Below are 23740 nucleotides of genomic sequence, written 5' to 3'. Positions count from 1 at the left end.
CGAGCAGTTTAACTTAAAACGCTAAAAAATAGCGACAGCTAAAGCTTTCGCTTAATTGGTCGATAACCAATTATGATATTTTACGCGCTTGTACCATGATCATCAGAACGCTTTTATTACTTGTTACGGCTTTACCCGCGACGACTTTTGCAGCAGAACATATTGATGCAGCACCGCTTGGTTCTCTTTATCAGCAAGACGCTAATCGCTTCTACGAGCCATCGCAACTGATAAAGCTGGAAAGCGAAAACGAAAGCTTTTATGTATTTCATCAAGAATATATGACAGCTGCTCGTGAAGGCATCGTGATCTTATTACCAGACATGCAAACTCCGCCCCTCAATAACAGCGGCATAAGCTTTCTTGCAAAACGCTTAAGCGATGATGGCTACGACACCTATACCCTTACTCCGCCGGACCTTTCTTATGCACCGAGTCTGCTAGAGCAAGACATCGCGCTCCCCGATGCTGAAAAACCGGCTCAGCAACCGCTTGCACCCATTTCAGAATCTAATCTCGACGAATATAAAATGGCCTTGATCAGCCGCTTTGAGGTGCTTTATAACACCCTGTCCATGACTCAAACAGAAAAGTTGGTGGTTGTCGCATTTGGTAATAGCGCAGGTTTATTCGGTGAGCACTTAGCCACCCTGCCCAATCTACATATCGATGCCTTTGCCGTTGTTAGCCCACAACTACCTAATGCAACGCGGCAAAAGCACTTGGCATCCAACCTTTCTTTGGTAAGCCCAGCTTTACTGGATGTTTACTACAGTTTTGACAATCCGATTGTGGTCGACAATACGCCGGACAGAGCCCGCTGGGCGAGAAAAAACAGTAAATTTGATTATCGCCAACGGGAGCTTTTTGGAGAAAAAACCGATCCACTCCAACATCAAAGGCTCAGAAAGGAATTACTCGGTTTTTTACGCGTCTTATAGTGTTTCAAGTTAGCTCTTTTTTAAATATTCATAGGCAGACTGAATATCTTGGCTTTTGCGCTTTGCCACTTCCATCATATGCTTAGGTAATCCCTGAGACACCAATTTGTCAGGGTGATGCTGCGACATCAGTTTGCGGTAAGCTTTTTTGATTTCACGCTCATTCGCCCCTTCACTCAATCCCAGTACAGCCAATGCTTTAGCACGGTTTAAACCGTTATCTTGTGGTGCTGGTTGACGGCCGCCCTGTTGCTGGTGTTGATGTTGCGATCTCCCCGACGCCTGAGAGCGACGAAACTCAAATTCTGCTTGGTAGCGCTTTAGCAGGAACAAAAAGTGGGTTTCTGCGAAACCTAAATACTTGCTCACCTGTTTAAGTAAGGCCTTCTCCGCATCAGACACATGACCATCACAAAATGCCATTTGAATTTGAATCTCTAAAAACAGCTGCCTCAAGTCATAGCGTCTAGCAAAAGCTTCTTTAAAATCGGTAACCGCTTCTTTTATCGAAAAGTCGCTGCTTTTTCCCGCAGTAAACGCATGTTGCGCTTCTTTTCGCTCTTCACCCTGCAAGCCCATTTCGCTCATAAACGCAGACGCAGCTTGAATGTGGATTTCACTGACTCGACCATTAGACTTGGCGATATGTCCCATCACAGAAAAACAGCTGGAAAAGAACAAGGCTTGGCGCTCATGCAGATCTTCACCTTTCATGAAACCTTGAAAGCCACCGACTTTATCAAAATCCTGACGCAAACTTTTATCAAATAAATGGCCGAGATAAAAACCTAAAATAGCGCCTAACCAACGACCAAATAAAAAGCCGAAAATTGTGCCTAATAATTTACCCCACATCGCTATACCCTAACTTTTCGTTGATCATTTTTAGTCGCTCTGGCGTGCCAATGTCGTCCCATGCGCCCAAATATAGTTCAGTAGAAACTTTATGCTGCTCAAGCCCACTGCGCAGCAACGGCCCTAGTTTTATAAAGCCAGCCCCAAGCTCGGCAAAAAAACTTTGGTGATATTTGCCAATGCCAGACAAGGTATACTTTTGCTGATTGAGCGGCTGATGGGCAAGGCAAAAATCGCCTTCAGGATTATGTTCGGGATTTTCTACCAACACAATGTGCGCCTCGCAATGACCCTCTGCTGTGCTACCGAGCTGTAACTGCATTAGACTGCTGACATCATAGTCAGTAAAAATATCGCCATTGAGTACAATAAAGCTATCATTCTGTTCACATAACATCGGCAATGCTTGAATTATTCCACCTGCAGTTTCTAATCCACCTTCAGGCTCATCGCTGTACTCAATATTGACACCGAAATGAATGCCATTGCCGAAATAGTCTTTTATCACCTGACCTTGCCATGCAAGATTTATCACAATATCGCAGATCCCAGCCGCTTTTAAACGCTCGATATGATGCTCAAGTAGTGGTTTTCCTGCGACGTTAAGCATAGGTTTTGGTTGGTTCGCGGTCAGTGGCATCATGCGTTTACCACGACCAGCAGATAAAATTATCGCTTTCATTGTTACTTCTATTTAGTGCCTAATTTGGCCTGCGCTTGAGGCATTATGTCATTCTCCAGCCAGCTTGCAAGCCACTGAAATTCTTTATACTTATTCGCCACTTCAACAAGATAGCGTAAGGTTGGCAAAATATTTTCTAAGTACCCGCCTTTGCCGTCTCGCTGCAATAGGCGAGTAAAAATCCCGGCAGCTTTAAGGTGCCTTTGCATCCCCGTTAAGTCAAAGTAATGTTGGTAGGAGCTAAAATCCATATCGCCTAATAAATTTGCCGCTTTTAAGCAATCAAAGCTATGTTGCTGAAGCTCGGTAAACTCATGTGCATCAAGGCGAGTATAACAATCCCGCAACAGCGAAACCGCATCATAAGTGACAGGTCCTTGTACCGCATCCTGATAATCAATGAGATACCACTGAGACTGATGACATATCAGGTTGCGACTATGAAAATCTCGATGCATCGTAACCTGCGGCTGGCGAGTCATCGCATCGACGAGCTTCAACTTCACATTATGCCACTGCACTTGTTGATATTCGGTGGGTGTTAAACCAAGCCATTTTGCTACAAGCCACTCGTAAAAGATATTAAGTTCCATATCAACGAAATCAGCATCATAGGGCTTCATCCATTCACTCTTTGGTGTTTTGGCTATTTCTGGAATAAGCGCTATCAACGCACGATAGTCCTCTAGCCGAGAAGGCAATGCCAATCTATCGGCCAAATGCTCAGAACCCAAATCTTGTAACAGTAACAGCCCTTGCTCTTCATTACTCTCAAGGATTTGTGGCACATTGAGGCCTTGCTCTGCAAACACCGTATTTAAACCAATAAAAGGGGCATTATCGAGTTTATCGACTGGTGTCTCCATCAAGATCCACGACATCGTTTGTCGCTTGACGCGATAATAACGGCGGAAACTGGCATCCGAGGTGATAGCCTCACACGTAAAATCGTCGCTATGTATTGCTTGCTGTATAAACTCAACGCGCTGGTTTTGACTATTCATGGATTTACTATTACACCTTCTACTTGTAAATATTTAAATGCTACTGTATTTCCGACAGTTTTCATTTATCATGATGAGCTTATTATTAAATGCTCAGCTAATAGGTTATTAAATGCGCAAAATTTGGGGCTTGGCTGTATTATCCGCGATTCATTCTACAGCTTTTGCTAATACGAACATTGTCGCCGCACAATGTAAAGACTATATGCAGCCAGAAAACTGGAAGCCGTTAGCCTCGCTGCCCAAACATGCCATTGATATCGTTGCCGATGACTTAGAACTACAAGGTACTGATAGCGCTGAGTTTTCGGGTAATGTGGTGATTAACACTGAAACCATGAGCTTAGAAGCTAGACGTGCGCTAATCGATAAAAAAGAAGGCCTGCTCAGCGCTTCTGGACCACTACTCTATCGTGACCAATTTACCAAAGTTCACAGTAATGGGCTATTCGCTGATTTAAATGCTAACACCGTGAGCTTGCTTGGTGCTGAATATGAATTAACAGACCAGCAGGGCCGCGGTGGTGCAGAGAAATTGCATGCCTCTGGCAGCAAAATTTCACTCGACAACTCGAGCTTTACCACGTGTCCTGCTGATGACCCATTTTGGAGTATCGAAGCGAGCAGCATTGTACTTTCTCGAGAAGACGGTTGGGGTGAGACCTATAATACGGTGTTCAAAATTATGGACACGCCCATTATCTATTTACCCTATTTTACGTTTCCAATCGACGATAGACGAAAATCAGGCCTGCTGACGCCGACAATTTCCAGCTCAAATAAGTTTGGTTTAGAGCTGATCACCCCTTATTATCTCAACCTAGCCCCCAACTACGACGCGACCTTAACGCCAAGATACATGGCTAATAAAGGATTTCAGCTTATTACCGAGTTCAGATATTTAACTGAACAACATCAAGGTAAAATTGGCGTGGAATATCTCAGTAAGGATGATTCCGAGCCGCAGCTAGACGATCGCTATCTTGTGCATTGGCAACAAAAAAGCTATTTAAGTGATAAATGGCGCGCATTTGTTGATGTCACAAATGTCAGTGACGATAACTACCTCACTGACTTAACATCCGAATACGCCAATGAAACCGACACTCAATTGTACCGTACTGGCAGCTTGAGTTATCTAGGCGACGATTGGCTGGTTGACTTAAAACTGCAAGATTTTGAAGTGTTGGGTGATCACAGAGAATCCTACACTGCACTACCGCAAATTAGCTTCCGTACACGTGACAGTTATGAACTTGTTGGTCTTGATTGGGACTTTGAGGGTGAATTTGCCTATTTTCAAAATGATGCTCTACCAATCTCAGAGGCGTCGCGATTACACCTGGAACCTCGCGTGTCTTTTTCACGCAGCGACTACGCTTGGTCATTTACTTCAGAAGCACGCCTACTTCACACACGTTATGAACAAAATATAGATGTGCCTGATACAGAGTATGAGGAGTCTGTCACGCGTACATTGCCAAGTTTACGGGTACATGGACAACTGAATTTTGAACGCAGTACCGAGTTCTTTTTTGAACAAGGGACACAAACGCTTGAGCCACAAATTCAGTACCTTTACACACCACACAGAGAGCAAAGCCAAATTGGCTGGTACGACACGGCTAAGTTACAAGATGACTTTATTGGTCTGTTTAGAGCACGCCGTTACTCAGGTTATGACCGTATTGCAGAAGCCAATCAATTCACTGTGGGTGCAACCACGCGTGTATTCGATAGCAGTAATGTCGAACGCTTTAACTTCAGTGCAGGTCAGATCATTTATCTTGAGTCATCTGTAAAGCCTTCTGAACAGCTATTTACTGATGACACCAACTATAATGCACTATTTGCCGCTGAATCCATGTTACATTGGCATAAGCGCTGGTACCTCTCAGGTGGGGTGCAATACGATGTGGATAGCAAAGAATTAGTGCAGTCTCACTTTACCTTGGACTATAAAGGAGACGACAAGCAGTTAGTGCAATTGAACCATCGTTATGTTAATGATGTCTCAGACTATGAAATTGACCAAGTCGGTCTCTTTACAAGTTTACCAATTGACGATAACTGGCAATTTGTAGCAAGCTATCACCGAGATATGACGGCAAATAGAAGTGTTGAATCCTTTGTTGGTGTTCAATACCAGTCTTGTTGTTGGGCTATTCAGGTGACTGCGAATCGTCAAATTGAAACAAACTTAAACCAAACACTTACAAATGATGAAGCAGTGTTTGATTCTGGCTTCAGCCTGAAATTTGTCCTTACAGGGCTTGGAAGCCAAAGCAGTGGTGATGCGAGTAAACTCCTTCAACAGGGTATTTTTGGTTACCGTAGACCGTATTTTTTGAATAAATAGAATTTAGAAAGCCGTATGAATTTAAAAAAGTTGTTATTAGTGGCCTCATTAAGTGCAGGCCTGTTTACTCAAGCACATGCTGAGCGTGTAAAACTAGATACTGTTGTTGCCACGGTTAATGATGGTGTAATTTTACAAAGCGAAGTCGATCAAATAATAAATCGTGTTAAAGAACAGGCTGAGCAGCAAGGCACAGAGCTTCCTAGCGATAAAACATTACGCTTACAAGCCATCGATAAACTCATTGAGCAATCTTTAATGTTGCAACTGGGTGATCGCATGGGTATGCAAATTTCCGATGCTCAATTAGACCAGACCATTGCAAATATTGCCCAAGATCAAGGCGGTACTATCGCTGACCTACGTCGCTCAGTTGAAGCGAGTGGCGAAAGCTTTCAGGCATATCGAGAAGAGATCCGTAAAGAAATAACCACAAGCCAAGTGCGCCGTGCCAGTGTTGACCGCCGTATTTATATTAGCCCTCAAGAAGTGACTAACCTGCAAAAAATCTTGAGTGAGCAAACGGGTAACTCGGAAGAATATGATATTGGCCATATCTTGATTAAGATCCCAAATAAAGCAACGCCAGAAGAAATTGAAGACGCTCGTGAGCGCGCTGATAACGTGATTAAGTTTTTGAACGAAGGTAAAGAGTTCAAGCGCATCGCAATTGCCTCTTCGAGCGGCTCAAAAGCACTAGATGGTGGTCAATTAGGCTGGATGGGCATTAACGAAATGCCAACCTTGTTCGCTGAGGCCATTAAAGGTGCGAAAAAAGACGACATCGTTGGTCCACTGCGCTCAGGTGCAGGTTTCCACATTCTAAAAGTACAAGATATTCGTGGTCGTGAAGTCGTTGAAACCGTTGAGGTACGTTCACGTCATATCTTAATCAAACCGTCTATTATCCTAAGTGAAGAAAAAGCACGCTCAATGCTAACAGGTTTTGTAAAAGACTTGCGCGCAGGTACCGCTGACTTTGCGACGCTAGCTAAAGAATATTCTGAAGATCCGGGCTCTGCACTTAAAGGCGGTGAGTACGATTGGACGGATCCAACTACATACGTACCAGCGTTTAGAGACACTCTGTTGTCGCTAGAAAAAGATCAGATCAGTGAACCATTTAGAAGTACATTTGGCTGGCACATTGTACAACTGCTAGATAAACGCGTGGCCGATAAAACAGAACAAGCCAAGTTAAATCGCGCACACCGTCTGCTGTTTAACCGTAAATTTAAAGAAGAAAGCTTTAAATGGATTAAAGAAATGCGTGACCAAGCGCATATTGAAATTATCGAAGCGGAATAACGGCTATGACACTCAGAATCGCAATTACACCGGGTGAGCCTGCAGGTATTGGCCCAGATCTTGTTATCAAACTGGCTCAGCATGCATGGCCTGCTCAGTTGGTTGCGGTGGCTGATAAAAGTATTTTAGAAAAACGCGCCAAAGAACTTGGTGAGCAAATCAAGTTATTGCCGTTTGACAGCGATGCTGCGCCTGAAGCGGCACCTGCTGGTGCTATTTACTACCTTCAAGTAGACAAAGGTGCTGAAGTGGTCGCTGGTCAATTAGATGAAGCCAATGGCCATTATGTGCTCGAAACCTTGCGCATTGCCTCTGAAAAGAATATGGATGGGACATTCGCAGCGGTAGTCACGGGTCCTGTTCATAAAGGCATTATAAACCAAGCTGGGATCTCGTTTAGCGGCCATACTGAGTACTTTGCACAGCAGTCTGATACCGCTGATGTCGTTATGCTACTCGCAACCGAAGGGCTGCGTGTAGCGTTAGTTACTACACATATCCCACTGGCGTATGTATCAAAGGCGATTACGCCTGAGCGCCTCAGCAAAGTCATTCATATTTTACATCACGACCTACAAACCAAGTTTGGTATTGACCAACCCAGAGTATTAGTTTGTGGATTAAATCCGCATGCTGGGGAAAGTGGCCACCTTGGTCGTGAAGAAATAGAAACCATTGAACCAACACTGGAAATGCTGAATAAACAAGGCATGAACTTGGTTGGACCGCTGCCAGCTGACACCCTTTTCCAAGCTAAATATTTAGATAATGCTGATGCTGTGCTCGCAATGTATCACGATCAGGGCTTACCTGTGTTAAAATATAAAGGTTTTGGAAACTCAGTAAACATCACCCTAGGATTACCCTTTGTTCGCACATCGGTTGATCACGGTACAGCGCTTGATTTAGCCGGCTCTGGTGATGTTGAAGTGGGTAGTTTTGAATTAGCGATCCGCGAAGCAATTAAGCTCGCAACCAAAAAAGCACAGAATGCATGACAGATAAAGTACATCTCGGACACAGAGCGCGTAAACGCTTTGGTCAAAACTTCTTAAATGACAACAATATTATCGACAAGATAGTAACCGCAATCGATCCTAAACCAGAAGACAATCTGGTTGAAATTGGTCCTGGTTTAGGTGCTATCACTGAGCCTGTTTGTGATTTAAGTGGTCACCTAACCGTTGTAGAACTCGATAAAGATCTTGCCGAGCGCTTGATCCATCATCCATTCTTGGGACCTAAATTAACGGTTCACCAAGGTGACGCGATGAAGTTTGACTTCTCTTCTTTAATCAAAGAAGGGGAAAAACTGAAGATCTTTGGTAACTTACCTTACAACGTATCAACCCCTTTGCTATTTCACTTATTTGAATTTGCCGATCAGGTCGAGCATATGCACTTTATGCTGCAAAAAGAAGTGGTTAACCGTATGGTTGCAGGCCCTGGCAGCAAGGCCTTTGGTCGCTTGAGCGTAATGACGCAGTACTATTGTCACGCTATTCCCGTGATTGAAGTACCACCACATTGCTTTAAACCGGCACCAAAAGTTGACTCGGCAGTTGTTCGATTGATCCCAAAAGATCCGTCACAACGTACAGCTAAAAGCACTAAACTTTTGAATACTGTTTGCTTAGAAGCGTTCAACCAACGCCGTAAGACACTAAGAAATAGCTTATCGAACCTGTTAACCGAAGAGCAGCTGCGAAACTTAGGTATTGACCCTACGCTTCGTGCTGAAAACCTGTCGCTTAACCAGTTTATTGAAATTGCAAATTGGATATATGACAACTCAAACTAATATTGGCTCACCGATTAAAGTATCGGTAGAGACCTTTTACGTTGAAGCGCAATCACAGCCTGAAAAGGACAAATATGTGTTTGCCTACACCATTACCATCAAAAACCATAGCTTATGTAACGCTAAGCTACATAGTCGTTATTGGCTCATTACCGATGCTAATGGCAAAGAGACCGAAGTAGAAGGTGATGGTGTTGTCGGTGAGCAGCCCACCATTCGTCCTGGCGAAAGCTATCAGTACACCAGCGGCGCGGTGCTCGATACCCCAGTTGGTACGATGGAAGGGTATTATTTAATGCGTAATGAGTTTGGCACCGAGTTTAAAGCGCCAATCAATGTATTTAGACTCTCCTGTCCAAATATTTTGCATTGATACCGTTTTTATTTTGCGGAAGCGGGTTTACCCCGCGTTCCTCATATGTGCTAGACATCAGAATAAAAACATTGAGTTATAAAAACCACAGGTAATAAATGGCAAAATACGCAATTGGAGACCTGCAAGGCTGCTTCACTCCACTCATCGGGCTACTCGATCAAGTCAACTTTAACCCAAGCCAAGACCATTTATACTTTGTCGGTGACATCATCGCCAGAGGCCCAGATTCGCTTGCTTGCTTTGAGTTCCTCTATCAACACGCTGGCTCTATTAGCATGACACTCGGCAATCACGATCTCCACTTTTTAGCCTGTCTTGCTTTGGGAGTCGCTCCAAACCCAAAAGATAAATTAGACGCGGTTTTTGCCAGCCCTAAATGCCAAAAATATGCTGACTTATTACGTTCACAGCCGCTGGCTATTTGGCTTGAAACACAGCAAACTTTTATTTCTCATGCAGGTATTCATCCAAGCTGGAATATTACGCAAGCGCTAGAATATGCGCGCTTTGCCGAAGCTATTTATCAATCGACAAAAGCCCCTGAGTTTTACGCCAATATGTACGGCGCTCACCCAGGCCTTGAGCTCGATAAGCTCGGTGAACAAGATAAGTTTAAAGCCATTGTTAACGTCTTCACTCGAATGCGCTTTCTAAAACAAAATGGCGAACTGGATCTTAAGAACAAGTCTGGCCTAAAAGATGCGGCAGGTCTCACTCCGTGGTTTGAGCTCAGCCAAACATCAGCCGACACTACCCTACTTTTCGGCCACTGGGCTGCTTTGGAAGGCGAAACCAACAAGAAAAATATTATTGCCTTAGACACTGGCTGCGTGTGGGGAGGCCCTATGACAATGATAAATATCGACAGTGGCGAAAAGTATCAGCATAGCTAACCTCTATAACAGCCCTAAATCAACGTTAGGGTAAGCACTTACTTTAACTTTTATTAAACTAGGGCCTGTTGATCTTTCAAGTTTGTTTTTGCAGCAGTTTGATTGGTATTTATACAAGGCAGAGCCTGCGTAGCATAGTATTCTATGTGAGTCAGGCGATAACACAGTAGAAATGCCAATCAAGCGCTGCCCTTTGGGTTCCCCTGAGTGCGCTTTGTTCATTGTTGCTCAACTTTTGCTTAGATTACTAGGCGGCAAGTCGAGCGCCGCGACCAAAACACACCCAGGAGAACAAAAGTCAAACAGCAAAGGGCAACAGGCCCTAAGCTACACTCGAAGAAAACGTGAAGCTTATACTTTTTATCCGTTGAGCTGCTATTTTTTGTAATCCGACCTTTTTTACTGAAATTTTTTGTCACATCTGCTATAAAATACTTAACTTATCCGCAATAAATCCGATAAGTATCCGTATTGCTTTGTAAATTTTGTAGGACAGCTATGAATTTGACTGTTAGCCAACGTATTTGGGGTGGTTTTATTACCATCACCTTGTTGCTTCTTCTTATCGGGGGCAATTCTTTATTTAGAATTGCAAACATTGACAACTCAACTCAACAGGTTAATAACCTGTCTTTACCAGCACTCTCTAAAAGCTCCGCTCTGCAAGTAGAGTTCACTTTAATGAGCAAAATGGCTCAGGGAAGTTTTTATGCACGTTCAGAGACTGAGCTGGCGACGCTAAAACAGCAATTTGCAGAGCGCCAGAAGATCTTTGACAAAACCTATTCAGAGCTGCAGCAGGTCGTTGCCGCTAATAATAAATTGGCCTCAAGCAGTCGTGATGTTGGCAAAAGTTATGATGCGTTCGTAACAGCCATGAACAGCTTGGTAAACGAAAAAACAACTGAGCTTTCGTTACGGGACAAATTAAAAGAGCAGTTATCAACTATCGACGTTGCCGCAGAAGATGCGACTATGGTGACGGTTGATATCATTGATTTGGATGGCTTAGAAGATGCTGACAAACGTGCTTTTCAAGCTGCAAATAACTTAGAAAATAACTTTTCTTCTGTTGTGACCAGCGCCAATGATGTTGTTACGGTTGAAGACATCAATACACTAGAAATCGTAAGTCGAGATCAAAGCTATCTCGTTGAAGAGCTAGGTCGTAATATTGATTTAATGCGTGGCCCCGTTAGCGCGCTTGATAGCAGTTTGTTTGCTGATCTCGAAGGCTATTACACTAATTTAAAAGGTGCAGTTACCGGCAGCAACAGCATCGCGGAAAATCAAAAACGCTTGATCAACGCATTAGCCGAAACGCGTAAGGAATTATCCGACGCCGAGAAAACCACAAAAGCCGCTCTGTCTCAGCTAGATGACTTACTCTCCGAAGCAAGCCAAGTCGCCTTTAACTTACAGCAAGGCGTACGTGCCGATGTAGGCACAGCAAACCTATGGACTTGGATCGGGATGATAGTAGCAACGCTAATGGCAGTCGGCGTAGCTTACATTACCGTTAGCCGTATCACAAAACCACTATCGGAAGTAAACCGAGTTTTAAACATTGTCGCCAGTGGCGATATGACACAGCGCTTAGATGACACTGCAAAAGATGAGTTTGGTGAATTATCTAGAAGCTGTAACACCCTAATCTCTAGCTTACGTGAACTTATCACTGGCATTATTTCTCGTTCGACACAGCTTGCTGCAGCGTCCGAAGAAACATCGACTATCACTACAGAATCCAGCCAAGCAATTAAGAATCAGCAGGCACAAGTAGAGCAAGCAGCTACCGCTACCACTGAGATGAGTAGCACCTCTCACGGTGTTAGTAACAGCGCGCATCAAGCATTACAAGAAATTAAAAATGCTGATAAAGAAGCTGAGCGTGTTAAAGGCATTTCACATGAGAACAAACACACTATTGAGCAACTCGCAAGGGAAGTGGATGAAGCCTCTCGCGTGATTAACAAACTACACCAAGACAGCGCTTCGATAGGCAGTATTTTGGATGTTATCCGTGGCATTGCCGAGCAAACTAACCTCCTTGCACTAAACGCTGCAATCGAAGCTGCGCGTGCTGGTGAACAGGGTCGTGGCTTCGCAGTAGTAGCAGACGAAGTGCGCTCGCTCGCAAGTAAGACTCAAGAGTCAACTCAAGAAATTCAAGCAATGATTGAATCCTTACAAGCAGGTGCCGAAGAAGCGGTAGGCGCGATGTCGAAAGGCAAACAGCAGGCGGAGTCGTGCGTAACTCAGAGCGATCTTGCTAATGAAGCATTAAACTCTATCACTGCAGCCGTTTCTCAGGCCCATGATGTGAGTGAAGAGATTGCAAACGCGGCGAATGAGCAACAACAAGTAGCACAGGAAATTAGTGAACGTTTGGAATCGATTGTAACAATCGCAGAGCAAACGGCTGAAGGCGCGAGCCAAACCTCAATCTCTAGTTCTGAGGTTGCTAAACTCGCCGAAGAGTTACGCTTATCGGTAGAACAGTTTAAGGTTTAGCTATCTAACCTGAGCTTTGAGCAGGAAACAGTCTCAAAGCTTTAGGTGGTTTAGCAAAACCGCTAAGCATAAAAAAACCCATGCATGGCATGGGTTTTTTTGTTTCTTTTCTTTGATTATGCAAACAATGCGTTTGCCTTCTCAACGATATTTTCTACCGTAAAGCCAAATAGCTTGAATAGCTCATCAGCAGGCGCTGACTCACCAAACGTTGTCATACCAACGATAGCACCATTTAGGCCTACATATTTGTACCAGAAGTCCTCAATACCCGCTTCGATAGCGACGCGACGCGTTACTGAGCTTGGTAGTACGCTTTCTTTGTATGCTGGAGATTGCGCATCAAAAATGTCCGTTGAAGGCATAGACACAACACGTACCTTTTTACCTTCTGCACGAAGCTTATCCGCAGACTCAACTGCAAGTTGCACTTCAGAGCCGGTTGCAATAAGGATGATTTCAGGCTCACCATCACAAGATAGAACATAACCACCTTGCTTAATCGCTGCAACCTGCTCAGCGGTACGAGGCTGCTGCGCAAGACCTTGACGGGTAAATACAAGTGCAGATGGACCATCAGCGCGTTCAACCGCTTGCTGCCAAGCAACTGCTGACTCAACTTGGTCACATGGACGCCAGCTCGCTAGGTTTGGCGTAGTGCGTAAGTTCGCCATTTGTTCTACAGGTTGGTGTGTTGGACCATCTTCACCAAGACCGATTGAATCATGAGTATACACAAAGATGCTTCTTTGCTTCATCAATGCAGCCATACGTACGGCATTACGCGCGTATTCCATAAACATTAGGAATGTCGCACCATAAGGGATAAAGCCTCTGTGCAGTGCAATACCATTCATGATGGCAGACATACCAAATTCACGCACACCGTAGAAAATGTAGTTACCCGTAGCATCTTCTGCCGTTAAGCCTTTAGATTGATCCCAAAGTGTTAAGTTAGAACCCGCAAGGTCAGCAGAGCCACCCATAAACTCAGGTAGAATTGGGCCATAGGCATTCAATGCATTTTGTGATGCTTTACGAGTTGCTGGGTTTGCAGGATTCGCTTGAAGCTCTGCGATATAGGTTTCTGTTTTCTCAGACCAGTCTGCTGGAAGCTCGCCTTTCATGCGACGCTCAAATTCAGCAGCAAGCTCAGGATAATGCATTTGGTATTCAGTGAACTTAATCAACCAGTCACTTTGTTGATTTTGACCACGTGCTGTTGCGTCCCATTTCGCGTACACATCTTCTGGTATTTCAAATGCACCGTGTTCCCAACCAAGGAATTCACGTGCTGCTTTGATTTCATCATCACCTAGCGGTGCACCGTGACAATCATGGCTACCAGATTTATTTGGTGAACCATAACCGATAACCGTTTTACAACAAATAAGGGTTGGCTTGTCAGACTCTGCTTGCGCCGCTTCGATTGCCGCTTTAATCGCATCGCTATCGTGACCATCAACACCGGCGATAACATGCCAGCCATAAGACTCAAAGCGTTTTGGTGTATCGTCGCTAAACCAACCTTCAACTTCACCGTCGATTGAAATACCGTTGTCATCCCAAAATGCAATCAGTTTGCCAAGACCAAGGGTACCCGCAAGTGAACAAGCTTCGTGTGAGATACCTTCCATCAAACAACCATCACCTAAAAATGCATAGGTATAGTGATTAACGATGTCGTAATCTTCACGGTTAAACTGTGCAGCCAATGCTTTTTCAGCAATCGCCATACCTACCGCATTAGTAATACCCTGACCTAATGGGCCAGTAGTAGTTTCAATACCTGGCGCATAACCATATTCTGGGTGGCCTGGTGTTTTTGAGTGTAGCTGACGGAAATTTTTGATGTCGTCAATTGATAAGTCATAACCCGACAAATGCAACAATGAATAAATTAACATCGAGCCGTGACCGTTTGATAATACGAAGCGATCTCTGTCGAACCACTCAGGATTACTTGGGTTGTGCTTTAAAAAATCGCGCCAAAGTACTTCTGCGATGTCCGCCATGCCCATAGGGGCTCCTGGGTGGCCAGACTTGGCCTTTTGTACAGCGTCCATGGAAAGAACGCGAATTGCATTAGCAAGTTCTTTGCGAGATGGCATGAATTCTCCTACCTTTAAATGTGTTTCGCGGGGGTTTGAGCCCATTCTTACTTATTTATATGGCTAACTGCAACGGCAAAGGCCATAAAAAAACGGGTACAGACGGACTTTTTCCGACCATTAAAAAAGTTTGCACAATTTTGGACGTCTAGGCGTAAAATAACTAGTCAATGCCTAGGTTTTTTGGTTAGAATACGCCCCTTAATTTTTCGCGCTGTCCCTGATGTTTGTGAAGCGCAATATTTGTGAGCATAAATACAATGGCTAAACATTTATTTACTTCTGAATCTGTTTCTGAGGGCCATCCAGATAAAATCGCCGATCAGATCTCTGATGCGGTTCTAGATGCCATCCTTGAGCAAGATCCAAAAGCACGTGTTGCGTGTGAAACTTACGTTAAAACCGGTATGGTTATGGTTGGTGGTGAAATCACAACTAGCGCTTGGGTTGATATCGAGGAATTAACTCGTAAGACCGTGCGTGAAATTGGTTACACACACTCTGACATGGGCTTTGACGCTGATTCATGTGCAATCCTTAACACCATTGGTAAGCAATCACCTGATATCAACCAAGGTGTTGACCGTTCTCGTCCAGAAGAACAAGGTGCTGGTGACCAAGGCCTAATGTTTGGTTACGCGTGTAACGAAACTGACGTACTTATGCCTGCGCCTATCACATACTCACACCGTTTAGTTCAGCGCCAAGCGCAAGTTCGTAAAGACGGCACGCTACCTTGGTTACGTCCAGACGCTAAGTCTCAGGTAACATTCGCGTACGAAAACGGTAAAGCAGTAGGTATCGACGCAGTCGTATTATCTACACAACACTGTGATTCTGTATCACAAGCTGACCTTGTAGAAGCTGTGATGGAAACGATCATCAAGCCTACATTACCTGCAGAGCTTATCACAGAAGCGACTAAGTTCTTCATCAACCCAACTGGCCGTTTCGTTATCGGTGGTCCTATGGGTGACTGTGGTCTAACTGGTCGTAAAATCATCGTAGATACATACGGCGGTATGGCTCGTCACGGTGGTGGTGCATTCTCTGGTAAAGATCCATCAAAAGTTGACCGTTCTGCAGCTTACGCAGCGCGCTACGTTGCGAAGAACATTGTTGCCGCTGGCCTTGCTGACAAGTGTGAGATCCAAGTGTCTTACGCAATCGGTGTTGCTGAACCTACTTCTATCAGTGTAGAAACTTTCGGTACAGCCAAGCTTGATGAGTCGCGTTTAATCGAACTTATCCGCGCGCACTTCGACTTACGTCCTTACGGTCTAATCACTATGCTAGACCTTGAGCGTCCAATTTATCAGCCTACTGCTGCTTACGGCCACTTTGGTCGTGAAGAGTTCCCTTGGGAAGCAACAGATAAAGCTGACGCACTACGTGCAGCTGCAGGCCTATAACCCCTGCTGAAAAAGTAAAAAAGGCGCCAAGTGCGCCTTTTTTAATGCCCATAGATAACCCCTACCCGATAAATACCTCGTCGACATCATCTTTTAAGTTTTGATACTCATCATCATGAAGATTAAGCTCAATCATCACCTTGTCTTTAAATAGATACCAATCCGCTGCGCTTCTAAAATGTTTTGCTTCGAAACAGAGGTTTTCAGCCAGTTTAAGTGCCGCAAAGGTTTGCACATGTTGTGCATTTTTTTGCTCTTCAAGATAGCTAACGTCATGGTGGCGCAAAATCATCTGGCATATTTCTTTGGGTAAGTGCCAAGACGTCGCAAGAAAGTAACCTATCACAGTGTGAGGCACTGGATACTTTTGCTGCTCGTAGTAAATCAATGTTTGCTCAGGCCGCTCTATAGACTGTTTTATTACTTCAGCGTAGTCTGGATATTTTACGGCCATTGCTGGGATCCCGGCATCGTGAAAGAGTCCGAGCAGCTGCAAATTCTCTAGGGGTAATGATGCTTTTAAATGATGTCCAACCACCATTGCTGCTTTTGAGATATCCGCAGCATTATCCCAAAACTGCTGCAGTGAAATACAGCACTTTGACTGCTCAAACGCATTTTTAAGCAAATACCCAGTCACTAGCTGTGTAATACAGGTAACGCCCAAAAACATCACAGCTTGTTTTATATCAGTGATTGTACGGGCAAGACCATAAGCCGGTGAATTAATTACCTTTAATACCGCTGCAGACGCACCAACATCTGCCGCAATAATATCCGCCACGGTAAATAACTCAGGCTCCGGTTGTGATAGTTCATTTTGTAAGGCTTGTAATATTTCAGGCTTAGCAGGTAAGTTAAATCCGCCGCGCAAATCATTCAGCACTTTATCGTCTATATCGATCATTGGGCTACCTCAGAATTGATACACCCAAGTTTAGTTCATCGCCTGATATTTGCAGTATTGATTGTAATGAAGTGGTACAAAAAAGCGGGATAAAACCCCGCTTAATCTGGTTAGAACCAATATGGTTCGCTATGCATGGAAGATTGTCGACTTTGCTCCATAGCACTTATCAAAAAGTCTGATTTTTGCTTAAGCCATGCCTGCACTTCTTGCAGCTCGTCTGCATTTTGGCTTTGGCAAAGCTGATATAAATACGCCAGTGTTTCTAGCTCATAAATACCATAAACGATATCAATCCAAGGCGTTCTAAACGCTTTGCGCGCTTCTTTATCGTAAAGCTTACCCAGACAGTTACCGCTTAGCAGCGTATTTTCTAGCTTTATTCTGACATGTAAATAATCTTTTTCAGAAAGCGATTTATCCTGTGGAAGCAAGTTTTTCAACTCTTGCCAGTCTTTATCAAATAATTGGCTTGCGATTTCTGTGACCGGTAGCTCTGCTGCACTCAGTGCTTTTTGATCCCAGTTTTTACGCCAAGCTCTATCAACAAGCCAGCGAGTAAGTGAAAGGATCAAACGGTTATAGCGGGTGCAATGAAATAAATCTTCAATGTCCGTCGGTGTTGGCTGAACATCTTGCAGATCGGTAATGACCTGCGCCAATTCAGGAAACTGATTAAGTTTCTTATGATAAGCATGGCGCTTTGAGGTATAGGTTTTCAAATGAATTGCATTTTCGACCCAAGCAAGTTCTGACAACAACCATTTTAACTCATTGCGAATACTCTCAGTCGAGCTTTTATCAACGATGTCATCGAACAACCAAAACGCGTGACGGATAAGTGAAACTCCGTCAATAACTCGTTTTAATGTCTTGAGACTTGGTTTATTAAAATAGCACTGCTCATGTTTTTGGACGAACTGAATACCATAACTGACTGTCGCAATTAGCGCTTGTTCTTGCGTTACCTGAGATTTGAGCGGTACAAACCCTATAAACTTATTTGGTTTTAGAGGTTTATCATCGGCAATTCGATATCCTCTGGCGGCCTTTGAGTATAGTCCCAAGCGCATACCAGCTTGTTTAATTAGGTGATCGGCTAATAAGAAAAGATCTTCTTTATTTCCCTCAATCAGCTCTATTTCAAGCTCATTGATTGGCTCCATCTTCCCTTGGGCTGCTATTTCCCCTTTATCCAACACGACTTCGATTTTGGTTCCCGAATCCGTTTCGATTAACCAAGTACGACGAATGAAATTCGTACTGAAGATCGGGAATATGTTTTCTGCGATAGACTCAAGTTGCATGCCGTGAGGCCAAATATTCGCGTCAAACGCTAACAAGTCAGGACGTCCTGACTGAATAGGTAAATTGTACTCAGGTCGTTGATGTAACCCTCCGACAACTTCTCCCGCAAGCTTAATCGTTTGCTCGCATTCATCATTGCAACAACGCGTTCTTAGGCCGATATCTAGCGCACGCAATTCACGATTTGGCGTGTCAAAGTAGGCGTTAGTTAAGTTTTTAGCAGGCTTGTTAGTGACCGTTTTTGCAAACTGTGTGATGAGTGCAGGGATCAGCGGAACTTCATTATCTGAAACCAAAAATTTCAGTTCTATTTCAGTGTCCATTAGGGCAGTGTTTTACCTATTTGTCTAAGGGAGGATCAAAATATACAAAGGAGGCTAAGTTTGCAATCTTTTTATCCGATGAGAAGTGCACCAAATATGCGCTAAATCAATAGATAGTCAGGCTAAATTCGCTGAACATCAACGGATCAATAACACTGAATCATTGCGCTAAATGCTGCAATTTTCATTATGTAATCAATTATTTCGCGCCATTCAAAATAAACAAAGCCTTGCTATTAGGCCGCGAAATCCCTACTATTTTGTAAACTTTACGACCCAAAGAATAAAAGGCCCACGCATGTTCAACTTTAAGCAATTTATCATTGCGAGCCTGCTCTTCACCAGCTTAGTAAGCTTTGCCGAAGAGCCAGACGAAAATAGCACAGTAAACGCGGCAACACCAAACGGCTATATTAGTGACAATCTTTTTATTTTCATGCACACAGGTCCAAGTAAAAATTATCGAATTTTAGGCTCTGTTGATGCTGGTACGCCAATCACTATTTTGAGTGGCACTAATGACGAGTTTGTCCAAATTAAAGACGACAAAGCAAGAGAAGGTTGGGTAGAAAGTAAATTTGTCACCACGGAACCGGGTTTAAAGCAACAATTAGAAACGGTTAACCAAACCTTGGTGGAAACCCAAGAGGCGCTGAACGATGCTCAGCAGCAACTTCCCATGCTGCAGCAAAACAATACCAATTTACTAGCTGAAAATGCTTCACTTCAAGACACTATTTCAGGGCTTGAAAAGCAGCTACAAGATGAGCGTTTAGCACAGCAGCAAAAAGTCCAAAAAGAACAACACCAGTTGCTCACTTACGGTGGCATCATCGGGATCAGTGGCATTATTATCGGTGTGATCCTGACGCTATTTTTATCTCGTAGAAAGCGTTACGACGGCTGGTAACTGGTTATACACCTATTGAGGTTAGATAACTTCGTCACTGACAGTACATCTAACTTTCTTGTCAAAATTGATGGGGTGAATTGCTCAATTCGCCCCACTCTAAATACAGTTCTAAAAATAACCTTTCTCTACTCCGAATATCAGCGTATTAAAAAGCCCAACCAAGTAACATGGATATATCGTGCAAATTATGCTCATATTGAACTACACCTGTTTTGTCATATTCTTTTGATTCTTTAATATTCAAAAGAGAGTATTCCAAACCAACATAGAGATTATCTGTTAGTCGATACTCAACACCTATCGAGGTATAGATATCATTACCGCTATCACCTGAACTAGTGCTGCCTGTAGGAACCAACTGTGCAGGGATCACATCTTTGTATTGCCAATGTGCCATTCCAACTCTTATATTTGCATTAATATTGGTAGACATCTCAATCTCTCCCTTAATCCCCAACCTCAGAGATTCGGTATCAATAGGAAATCTGGCTCTATATGAGTAGTCATATGGGTTTTGATAGATTCCAGAGAGTGTGTTAGAAACGTGAACGGTATATTCAGCTAGTGACTCTCCATGAAAATGCTGTGCGATTTCAAGAGCTAAATGATCTGTAAGCCCAACACCGAGCCTCAGCCCCCATGAATCAGAATTAGCGGATGATGCACGCTTATATCCTAAATCAGATTCTTGCTCGGCATAAAATTCATTATTGGCTTTACCAAAAAGTACTTCTGAAAATATAGCAATATCAGCCTTCGCGTACATAGGCAACGATAGTACTGCCAGTCCAAATAATTGTTTTTTCATTATCACATCGGTGTTTAAAGATTAAAAAGGAAGCAATATTTAGTTTGAAATATTGAAATGAAAAGCGGGCGGAAGTATACACTGAATATAAAAAATTTAAACAAGGTGTATGATTGAAAGTTTGGCGATACTTTTTAACTTAAAAAGTTAAAGAATAAATAAAGGCCGGAAAAATTCGGCCTTTATTTATTCCATCTAAAATATATTAGGCTGAATTATTCGCATTAATATTACCCCAAATGCCAGACTCAGTAACTCCTTGCACTTTGACCTTATCGACTTCGAATACAGGTTCTTTCCCTTTTGCTCTTTGCAGATGATAATCAGTCGTAACCGCCAAGACCGTGGGTGTAAGACGCACGATGGCAATAACATTTACCACCGTCATTAAACCCAATGCGATGTCGGCAAGATCCCATACCTGTTTTAGCGTTGCCGAAGCGCCCCACAACATCATAGATAAGTAGCATGCGGTGTAAATTGAACGGCCAACTTTATTATCCAGGTGGAATAAGTGTAAGTTGCTTTCAGCATAGGCGTAATTAGCCACTACAGAGGTGAAAGCAAATAAAGTAATCGCCGCCGCGACAAAGTACACGCCCCCAGTTGCTAAATGCGCGGTCATCGCAGATTGCGTTAGCCGTATGCCTTCCATCTCTCTGCCAATATCTATATCTGCCAATAAAATGATCACGGCCGTACAACTACACAACACTATGGTATCAAAGAATACGCCTAGCATTTGGATATAACCTTGGGTCACGGGGTGATTAGGAATTGGCGACGCACTGGCCGATGCGTGCGGCACACTACCCGCTCCGGCCTCGTTAGAATAGAGCCCGCGCTGAATACCATTTTTGATAGCTGCGCCAAGTGCGCCAGCGCCCGCTTCTTGCAAGCCAAAAGCTGAAAGCAAAATATCTTTGATCATGGCAGGGACTTGCGAGTAATTCATCACGGTAATAGTAATGGCCGCAAGGACAAAGACTAATCCCATTACTGGCACTACCTTTTCAGCAAATCGTGCAATCGCTTTGAAGCCACCAAGAATAATAGAGCCTGCAAGGATTGTGATCACAATACCTGAATATAAGGTTGGAACATCAAACGCATTATTGAGCGCATCGGTGATGGTATTAGTTTGCATCGCGCTAAAGGTAAATCCATATCCCAAAAACAAGCAAAAGGCGAAACATACTGCAAACGCCCGACTTCCCAATCCCATGTGAATATAATAAGCAGGGCCACCTCTAAATTCACCTTGGCTATCTCGCACTTTATAGACCTGCCCAAGCACACTTTCGGCAAAGCCTGTTGCCATCCCCAAAATGGCTATCATCCACATCCAAAATATCGCACCACTGCCACCAAGAGAAATTGCAACCGCAACACCTGCTAGGTTACCGGTTCCAACTCGAGCTGATAACCCCGTGCATAACGCTTGAAATGAACTGATTGTATTGTCATCACCCTGACTGCTACCTCGTAACAGACTAAACATGTGGCGAAACTTTACAACTTGTATCCCTCGCAAAAGAATAGTGAACCAAAACCCTGCAAATAGCAGGATATAAATAAGTATCTGACCTTCTCCCCATAAGAGCCCATTGATACTCTTAACTGCACTTTCAAACATAGGCGGTTCCTGTTTTATTATTATTTGCCGTTTATCTAGGGCCTGTTGACCTTCTTGAAGGATAAACAGGCCCTAGTATTATTTAACGGTTATTTAAATGGACTCCAGCAATCATACAACGCACCGAGCCACCTGCGGCTTCAATTGTCGGTATATCGATAGCAACTAGCTTAGCTGACTTTTCAATGACAGCAATTTGCTCAGGCAACAACGCCTGATAAGCCGTTGTGGAAAGCGCGAGTATGCGTCCCATACTGCCTTGTAGCTCAATCGCATTGCCGCAAAAATGTTGGATCTGCAGATAAGATAGCGCAATCAGGGTGTGGCCGCTTTGCGTAAAACGATTAATAAGCTGTGCCCGCTGATATTCTGGCACCATATCTAGGCATATCATGGCGAAATCGGTGGCGACACACATTAAGACATTGGTGTGATAAACAGGCACTTCATTCTTATCATAGGCATTAAATATCTCTGCCTGTAGTCCCAACTGCTCGCAAACTTGATTAACTAACACGGCGTTAGTGCGCTTGGATTCTACTGCATAGGCCACTTTTGCTTTATGATCGATAACCATAGAGCCGGTGCCTTCAAGGAATATTTCTTCAGCAGTTAGGTGACTATAATCATTGATGTTTGTCACCTGATAGTGAGCACTCAGAAAATCGATAATATCGCGACGGATCTCCAATCGTCGATTCAAGGCGTACATAGGATAAATCGTTAACTGACCATCGCTATGCGTCGAAAACCAGTTATTTGGAAAGACCGAGTCTGGCGTGTCTGTGGAGGTATCTTCAAATAAGTGCACTTTCACGCCAGCCAACTCTAATGCTTGCACGGCGTTACTGACCTCAACATAGGCTCTGTTGTTAGGATTGTTTTCACTGCAAGCTTGCTGAAACGCGTTATCTTGCATGGTTTGCGGATTCGAAGTGAAATGGTGTGGGCGGATCATCACCACAGCTCTTGGTGCTTGGAATATCGTTGTCATACTGCACTCATCATTTGGGCGTTGTCATACTCAATATCAGTGTAACCACACCACAAGACAATTTAAATGCCAAAATCTTATACAATTCGTGCAATTTTCTATCACTTTGCTAAGTTGAATTATACAAATAGACTAATACAACAAAAAACCACAAAGCCGTACTATGACTCCTTATCTATATGATGCGCTTGATAAAGCCTTGATTGCTGAATTGCGCAAAGATGGCCGAGCAGCCATTTCAACCTTAGCCACGACGCTCGATGTGTCTCGTGGCACCGTACAAAACCGTTTAGATAGACTCATTTCCAGTGGTGCAATTCAAGGCTTTACTGTACGGGTTCATGAACATATCGAGTCCGAGCTTGTGCGCGCTATTATGATGATAGAAGTGAGTGGTAAATCCACCACGCAAGTGATTAATGCACTGCGAGGGATCCCCGAACTCAGTAAAATTCATACCACGAACGGGGCATGGGATTTAATCGCTGAAGTGCAAGCCGCTAACCTCAGTGAATTCGATGGTGTACTGAGGCAAGTTCGAGAGATTGATGGCATTTTAAATAGTGAAACTAGTATTTTGCTATCGAGTACGTAA

At 43.7% G+C, this 23740-nt stretch carries 21 protein-coding genes; 12 read left to right on the top strand and 9 right to left on the bottom strand.

The window, feature by feature from the left end; translation table 11 throughout:
- Nucleotides 1-95 precede the first annotated feature (95 nt).
- A complete protein-coding gene (locus EXT48_RS02570) occupies nucleotides 96-941 on the top strand; it encodes a DUF3530 family protein (RefSeq protein ID WP_130163493.1) in 846 nt (281 codons plus the stop codon).
- 9 nt (nucleotides 942-950) lie between these two features.
- Here EXT48_RS02570 and djlA read toward each other — a convergent pair whose 3' ends face one another.
- The 3 genes from djlA to EXT48_RS02555 are packed head-to-tail and all read right to left on the bottom strand — an operon-like array spanning nucleotide 951 to nucleotide 3482.
- Nucleotides 951-1796 carry a co-chaperone DjlA gene (gene djlA, locus EXT48_RS02565; protein WP_069023565.1) on the bottom strand — a complete coding sequence of 282 codons (846 nt, stop codon included), beginning with the start codon at nucleotides 1794-1796 and terminating at the stop codon, nucleotides 951-953.
- Nucleotides 1786-2478, bottom strand: coding sequence for an N-acetylmuramate alpha-1-phosphate uridylyltransferase MurU (murU, locus tag EXT48_RS02560; protein ID WP_130163492.1), 693 nt, complete (start codon nucleotides 2476-2478; stop codon nucleotides 1786-1788). Before murU ends, djlA begins: the two co-directional genes overlap by 11 nt.
- Nucleotides 2479-2486: 8 nt before the next feature.
- On the bottom strand, nucleotides 2487-3482 hold the full coding sequence (locus EXT48_RS02555; RefSeq protein WP_130163491.1) for an aminoglycoside phosphotransferase family protein: 996 nt from the start codon (nucleotides 3480-3482) through the stop codon (nucleotides 2487-2489).
- Between the two features lie 112 nt (nucleotides 3483-3594).
- On the opposite strand from EXT48_RS02555, the gene lptD reads away from it, so the two are divergent.
- The 8 genes from lptD (at nucleotide 3595) to EXT48_RS02510 (ending at nucleotide 12733) form a co-directional block, all read left to right on the top strand.
- Complete coding sequence (gene lptD / locus EXT48_RS02550; RefSeq protein WP_010374728.1) at nucleotides 3595-5841, top strand: LPS assembly protein LptD; 2247 nt, start codon at nucleotides 3595-3597, stop codon at nucleotides 5839-5841.
- A gap of 15 nt (nucleotides 5842-5856) precedes the next feature.
- Nucleotides 5857-7149, top strand: a complete 1293-nt coding sequence (gene surA, locus EXT48_RS02545) for a peptidylprolyl isomerase SurA (protein WP_099030509.1) — start codon at nucleotides 5857-5859, stop codon at nucleotides 7147-7149.
- 5 nt (nucleotides 7150-7154) lie between these two features.
- Nucleotides 7155-8147, top strand: a complete 993-nt coding sequence (gene pdxA / locus EXT48_RS02540) for a 4-hydroxythreonine-4-phosphate dehydrogenase PdxA (protein ID WP_130163490.1) — start codon at nucleotides 7155-7157, stop codon at nucleotides 8145-8147.
- A complete protein-coding gene (gene rsmA, locus EXT48_RS02535; RefSeq protein ID WP_010606006.1) occupies nucleotides 8144-8950 on the top strand; it encodes a 16S rRNA (adenine(1518)-N(6)/adenine(1519)-N(6))-dimethyltransferase RsmA in 807 nt (268 codons plus the stop codon). The genes pdxA and rsmA overlap by 4 nt, the downstream gene beginning before the upstream one ends.
- Nucleotides 8934-9323, top strand: a complete 390-nt coding sequence (gene apaG / locus EXT48_RS02530; protein WP_010374721.1) for a Co2+/Mg2+ efflux protein ApaG — start codon at nucleotides 8934-8936, stop codon at nucleotides 9321-9323. Before rsmA ends, apaG begins: the two co-directional genes overlap by 17 nt.
- Before the next feature lie 98 nt (nucleotides 9324-9421).
- Nucleotides 9422-10219, top strand: a complete 798-nt coding sequence (locus EXT48_RS02525) for a symmetrical bis(5'-nucleosyl)-tetraphosphatase (protein ID WP_130163489.1) — start codon at nucleotides 9422-9424, stop codon at nucleotides 10217-10219.
- Nucleotides 10220-10391: 172 nt separating this feature from the next.
- Complete coding sequence (locus tag EXT48_RS23840) at nucleotides 10392-10607, top strand: hypothetical protein (protein ID WP_039493901.1); 216 nt, start codon at nucleotides 10392-10394, stop codon at nucleotides 10605-10607.
- A 110-nt stretch (nucleotides 10608-10717) separates the two neighbouring features.
- Nucleotides 10718-12733 carry a methyl-accepting chemotaxis protein gene (locus EXT48_RS02510; protein ID WP_130163488.1) on the top strand — a complete coding sequence of 672 codons (2016 nt, stop codon included), beginning with the start codon at nucleotides 10718-10720 and terminating at the stop codon, nucleotides 12731-12733.
- 116 nt (nucleotides 12734-12849) lie between these two features.
- Here EXT48_RS02510 and tkt read toward each other — a convergent pair whose 3' ends face one another.
- On the bottom strand, nucleotides 12850-14844 hold the full coding sequence (tkt, locus tag EXT48_RS02505; protein ID WP_130163487.1) for a transketolase: 1995 nt from the start codon (nucleotides 14842-14844) through the stop codon (nucleotides 12850-12852).
- A gap of 260 nt (nucleotides 14845-15104) precedes the next feature.
- Between tkt and metK the strand changes: the two genes are divergently transcribed.
- Complete coding sequence (gene metK, locus EXT48_RS02500; RefSeq protein ID WP_010374713.1) at nucleotides 15105-16256, top strand: methionine adenosyltransferase; 1152 nt, start codon at nucleotides 15105-15107, stop codon at nucleotides 16254-16256.
- 61 nt (nucleotides 16257-16317) lie between these two features.
- On the opposite strand, the gene EXT48_RS02495 is transcribed toward metK, so the two are convergent.
- Nucleotides 16318-17163, bottom strand: coding sequence for an HDOD domain-containing protein (locus tag EXT48_RS02495; RefSeq protein ID WP_039493910.1), 846 nt, complete (start codon nucleotides 17161-17163; stop codon nucleotides 16318-16320).
- A 110-nt stretch (nucleotides 17164-17273) separates the two neighbouring features.
- Nucleotides 17274-18794, bottom strand: coding sequence for a CYTH domain-containing protein (locus EXT48_RS02490; RefSeq protein ID WP_010605999.1), 1521 nt, complete (start codon nucleotides 18792-18794; stop codon nucleotides 17274-17276).
- A 298-nt stretch (nucleotides 18795-19092) separates the two neighbouring features.
- Between EXT48_RS02490 and EXT48_RS02485 the strand changes: the two genes are divergently transcribed.
- Nucleotides 19093-19704, top strand: a complete 612-nt coding sequence (locus tag EXT48_RS02485) for a TIGR04211 family SH3 domain-containing protein (RefSeq protein ID WP_239356733.1) — start codon at nucleotides 19093-19095, stop codon at nucleotides 19702-19704.
- Nucleotides 19705-19852: 148 nt separating this feature from the next.
- On the opposite strand, the gene EXT48_RS02480 is transcribed toward EXT48_RS02485, so the two are convergent.
- The 3 genes from EXT48_RS02480 to ctlX all read right to left on the bottom strand — a co-directional run bounded on the left by EXT48_RS02480 (nucleotide 19853) and on the right by ctlX (nucleotide 23145).
- On the bottom strand, nucleotides 19853-20515 hold the full coding sequence (locus tag EXT48_RS02480) for an outer membrane beta-barrel protein (RefSeq protein ID WP_130163485.1): 663 nt from the start codon (nucleotides 20513-20515) through the stop codon (nucleotides 19853-19855).
- Between the two features lie 205 nt (nucleotides 20516-20720).
- Complete coding sequence (locus EXT48_RS02475) at nucleotides 20721-22151, bottom strand: sodium:alanine symporter family protein (protein ID WP_130163484.1); 1431 nt, start codon at nucleotides 22149-22151, stop codon at nucleotides 20721-20723.
- An 82-nt stretch (nucleotides 22152-22233) separates the two neighbouring features.
- Nucleotides 22234-23145, bottom strand: coding sequence for a citrulline utilization hydrolase CtlX (ctlX, locus tag EXT48_RS02470; RefSeq protein ID WP_130163483.1), 912 nt, complete (start codon nucleotides 23143-23145; stop codon nucleotides 22234-22236).
- Nucleotides 23146-23308: 163 nt separating this feature from the next.
- Here ctlX and EXT48_RS02465 point away from each other — a divergent pair, with 163 nt between their 5' ends.
- A complete protein-coding gene (locus EXT48_RS02465) occupies nucleotides 23309-23740 on the top strand; it encodes an Lrp/AsnC family transcriptional regulator (protein ID WP_130163482.1) in 432 nt (143 codons plus the stop codon).

The sequence above is a fragment of the Pseudoalteromonas sp. CO348 genome (assembly GCF_004208845.1).
Taxonomy (GTDB): Bacteria; Pseudomonadota; Gammaproteobacteria; order Enterobacterales; family Alteromonadaceae; genus Pseudoalteromonas; species Pseudoalteromonas maricaloris.
This window is presented reverse-complemented; position numbering and strand designations above follow the sequence as displayed.

Bases quoted from the DNA above. Each gene is read 5' to 3' on its own strand.
- EXT48_RS02570 (WP_130163493.1), top strand. From the start codon at position 96: ATGATCATCAGAACGCTTTTATTACTTGTTACGGCTTTACCCGCGACG.
- djlA (WP_069023565.1), bottom strand. From the start codon at position 1,796: ATGTGGGGTAAATTATTAGGCACAATTTTCGGCTTTTTATTTGGTCGT.
- murU (WP_130163492.1), bottom strand. From the start codon at position 2,478: ATGAAAGCGATAATTTTATCTGCTGGTCGTGGTAAACGCATGATGCCA.
- EXT48_RS02555 (WP_130163491.1), bottom strand. From the start codon at position 3,482: ATGAATAGTCAAAACCAGCGCGTTGAGTTTATACAGCAAGCAATACAT.
- lptD (WP_010374728.1), top strand. From the start codon at position 3,595: ATGCGCAAAATTTGGGGCTTGGCTGTATTATCCGCGATTCATTCTACA.
- surA (WP_099030509.1), top strand. From the start codon at position 5,857: ATGAATTTAAAAAAGTTGTTATTAGTGGCCTCATTAAGTGCAGGCCTG.
- pdxA (WP_130163490.1), top strand. From the start codon at position 7,155: ATGACACTCAGAATCGCAATTACACCGGGTGAGCCTGCAGGTATTGGC.
- rsmA (WP_010606006.1), top strand. From the start codon at position 8,144: ATGACAGATAAAGTACATCTCGGACACAGAGCGCGTAAACGCTTTGGT.
- apaG (WP_010374721.1), top strand. From the start codon at position 8,934: ATGACAACTCAAACTAATATTGGCTCACCGATTAAAGTATCGGTAGAG.
- EXT48_RS02525 (WP_130163489.1), top strand. From the start codon at position 9,422: ATGGCAAAATACGCAATTGGAGACCTGCAAGGCTGCTTCACTCCACTC.
- EXT48_RS23840 (WP_039493901.1), top strand. From the start codon at position 10,392: ATGCCAATCAAGCGCTGCCCTTTGGGTTCCCCTGAGTGCGCTTTGTTC.
- EXT48_RS02510 (WP_130163488.1), top strand. From the start codon at position 10,718: ATGAATTTGACTGTTAGCCAACGTATTTGGGGTGGTTTTATTACCATC.
- tkt (WP_130163487.1), bottom strand. From the start codon at position 14,844: ATGCCATCTCGCAAAGAACTTGCTAATGCAATTCGCGTTCTTTCCATG.
- metK (WP_010374713.1), top strand. From the start codon at position 15,105: ATGGCTAAACATTTATTTACTTCTGAATCTGTTTCTGAGGGCCATCCA.
- EXT48_RS02495 (WP_039493910.1), bottom strand. From the start codon at position 17,163: ATGATCGATATAGACGATAAAGTGCTGAATGATTTGCGCGGCGGATTT.
- EXT48_RS02490 (WP_010605999.1), bottom strand. From the start codon at position 18,794: ATGGACACTGAAATAGAACTGAAATTTTTGGTTTCAGATAATGAAGTT.
- EXT48_RS02485 (WP_239356733.1), top strand. From the start codon at position 19,093: ATGTTCAACTTTAAGCAATTTATCATTGCGAGCCTGCTCTTCACCAGC.
- EXT48_RS02480 (WP_130163485.1), bottom strand. From the start codon at position 20,515: ATGAAAAAACAATTATTTGGACTGGCAGTACTATCGTTGCCTATGTAC.
- EXT48_RS02475 (WP_130163484.1), bottom strand. From the start codon at position 22,151: ATGTTTGAAAGTGCAGTTAAGAGTATCAATGGGCTCTTATGGGGAGAA.
- ctlX (WP_130163483.1), bottom strand. From the start codon at position 23,145: ATGACAACGATATTCCAAGCACCAAGAGCTGTGGTGATGATCCGCCCA.
- EXT48_RS02465 (WP_130163482.1), top strand. From the start codon at position 23,309: ATGACTCCTTATCTATATGATGCGCTTGATAAAGCCTTGATTGCTGAA.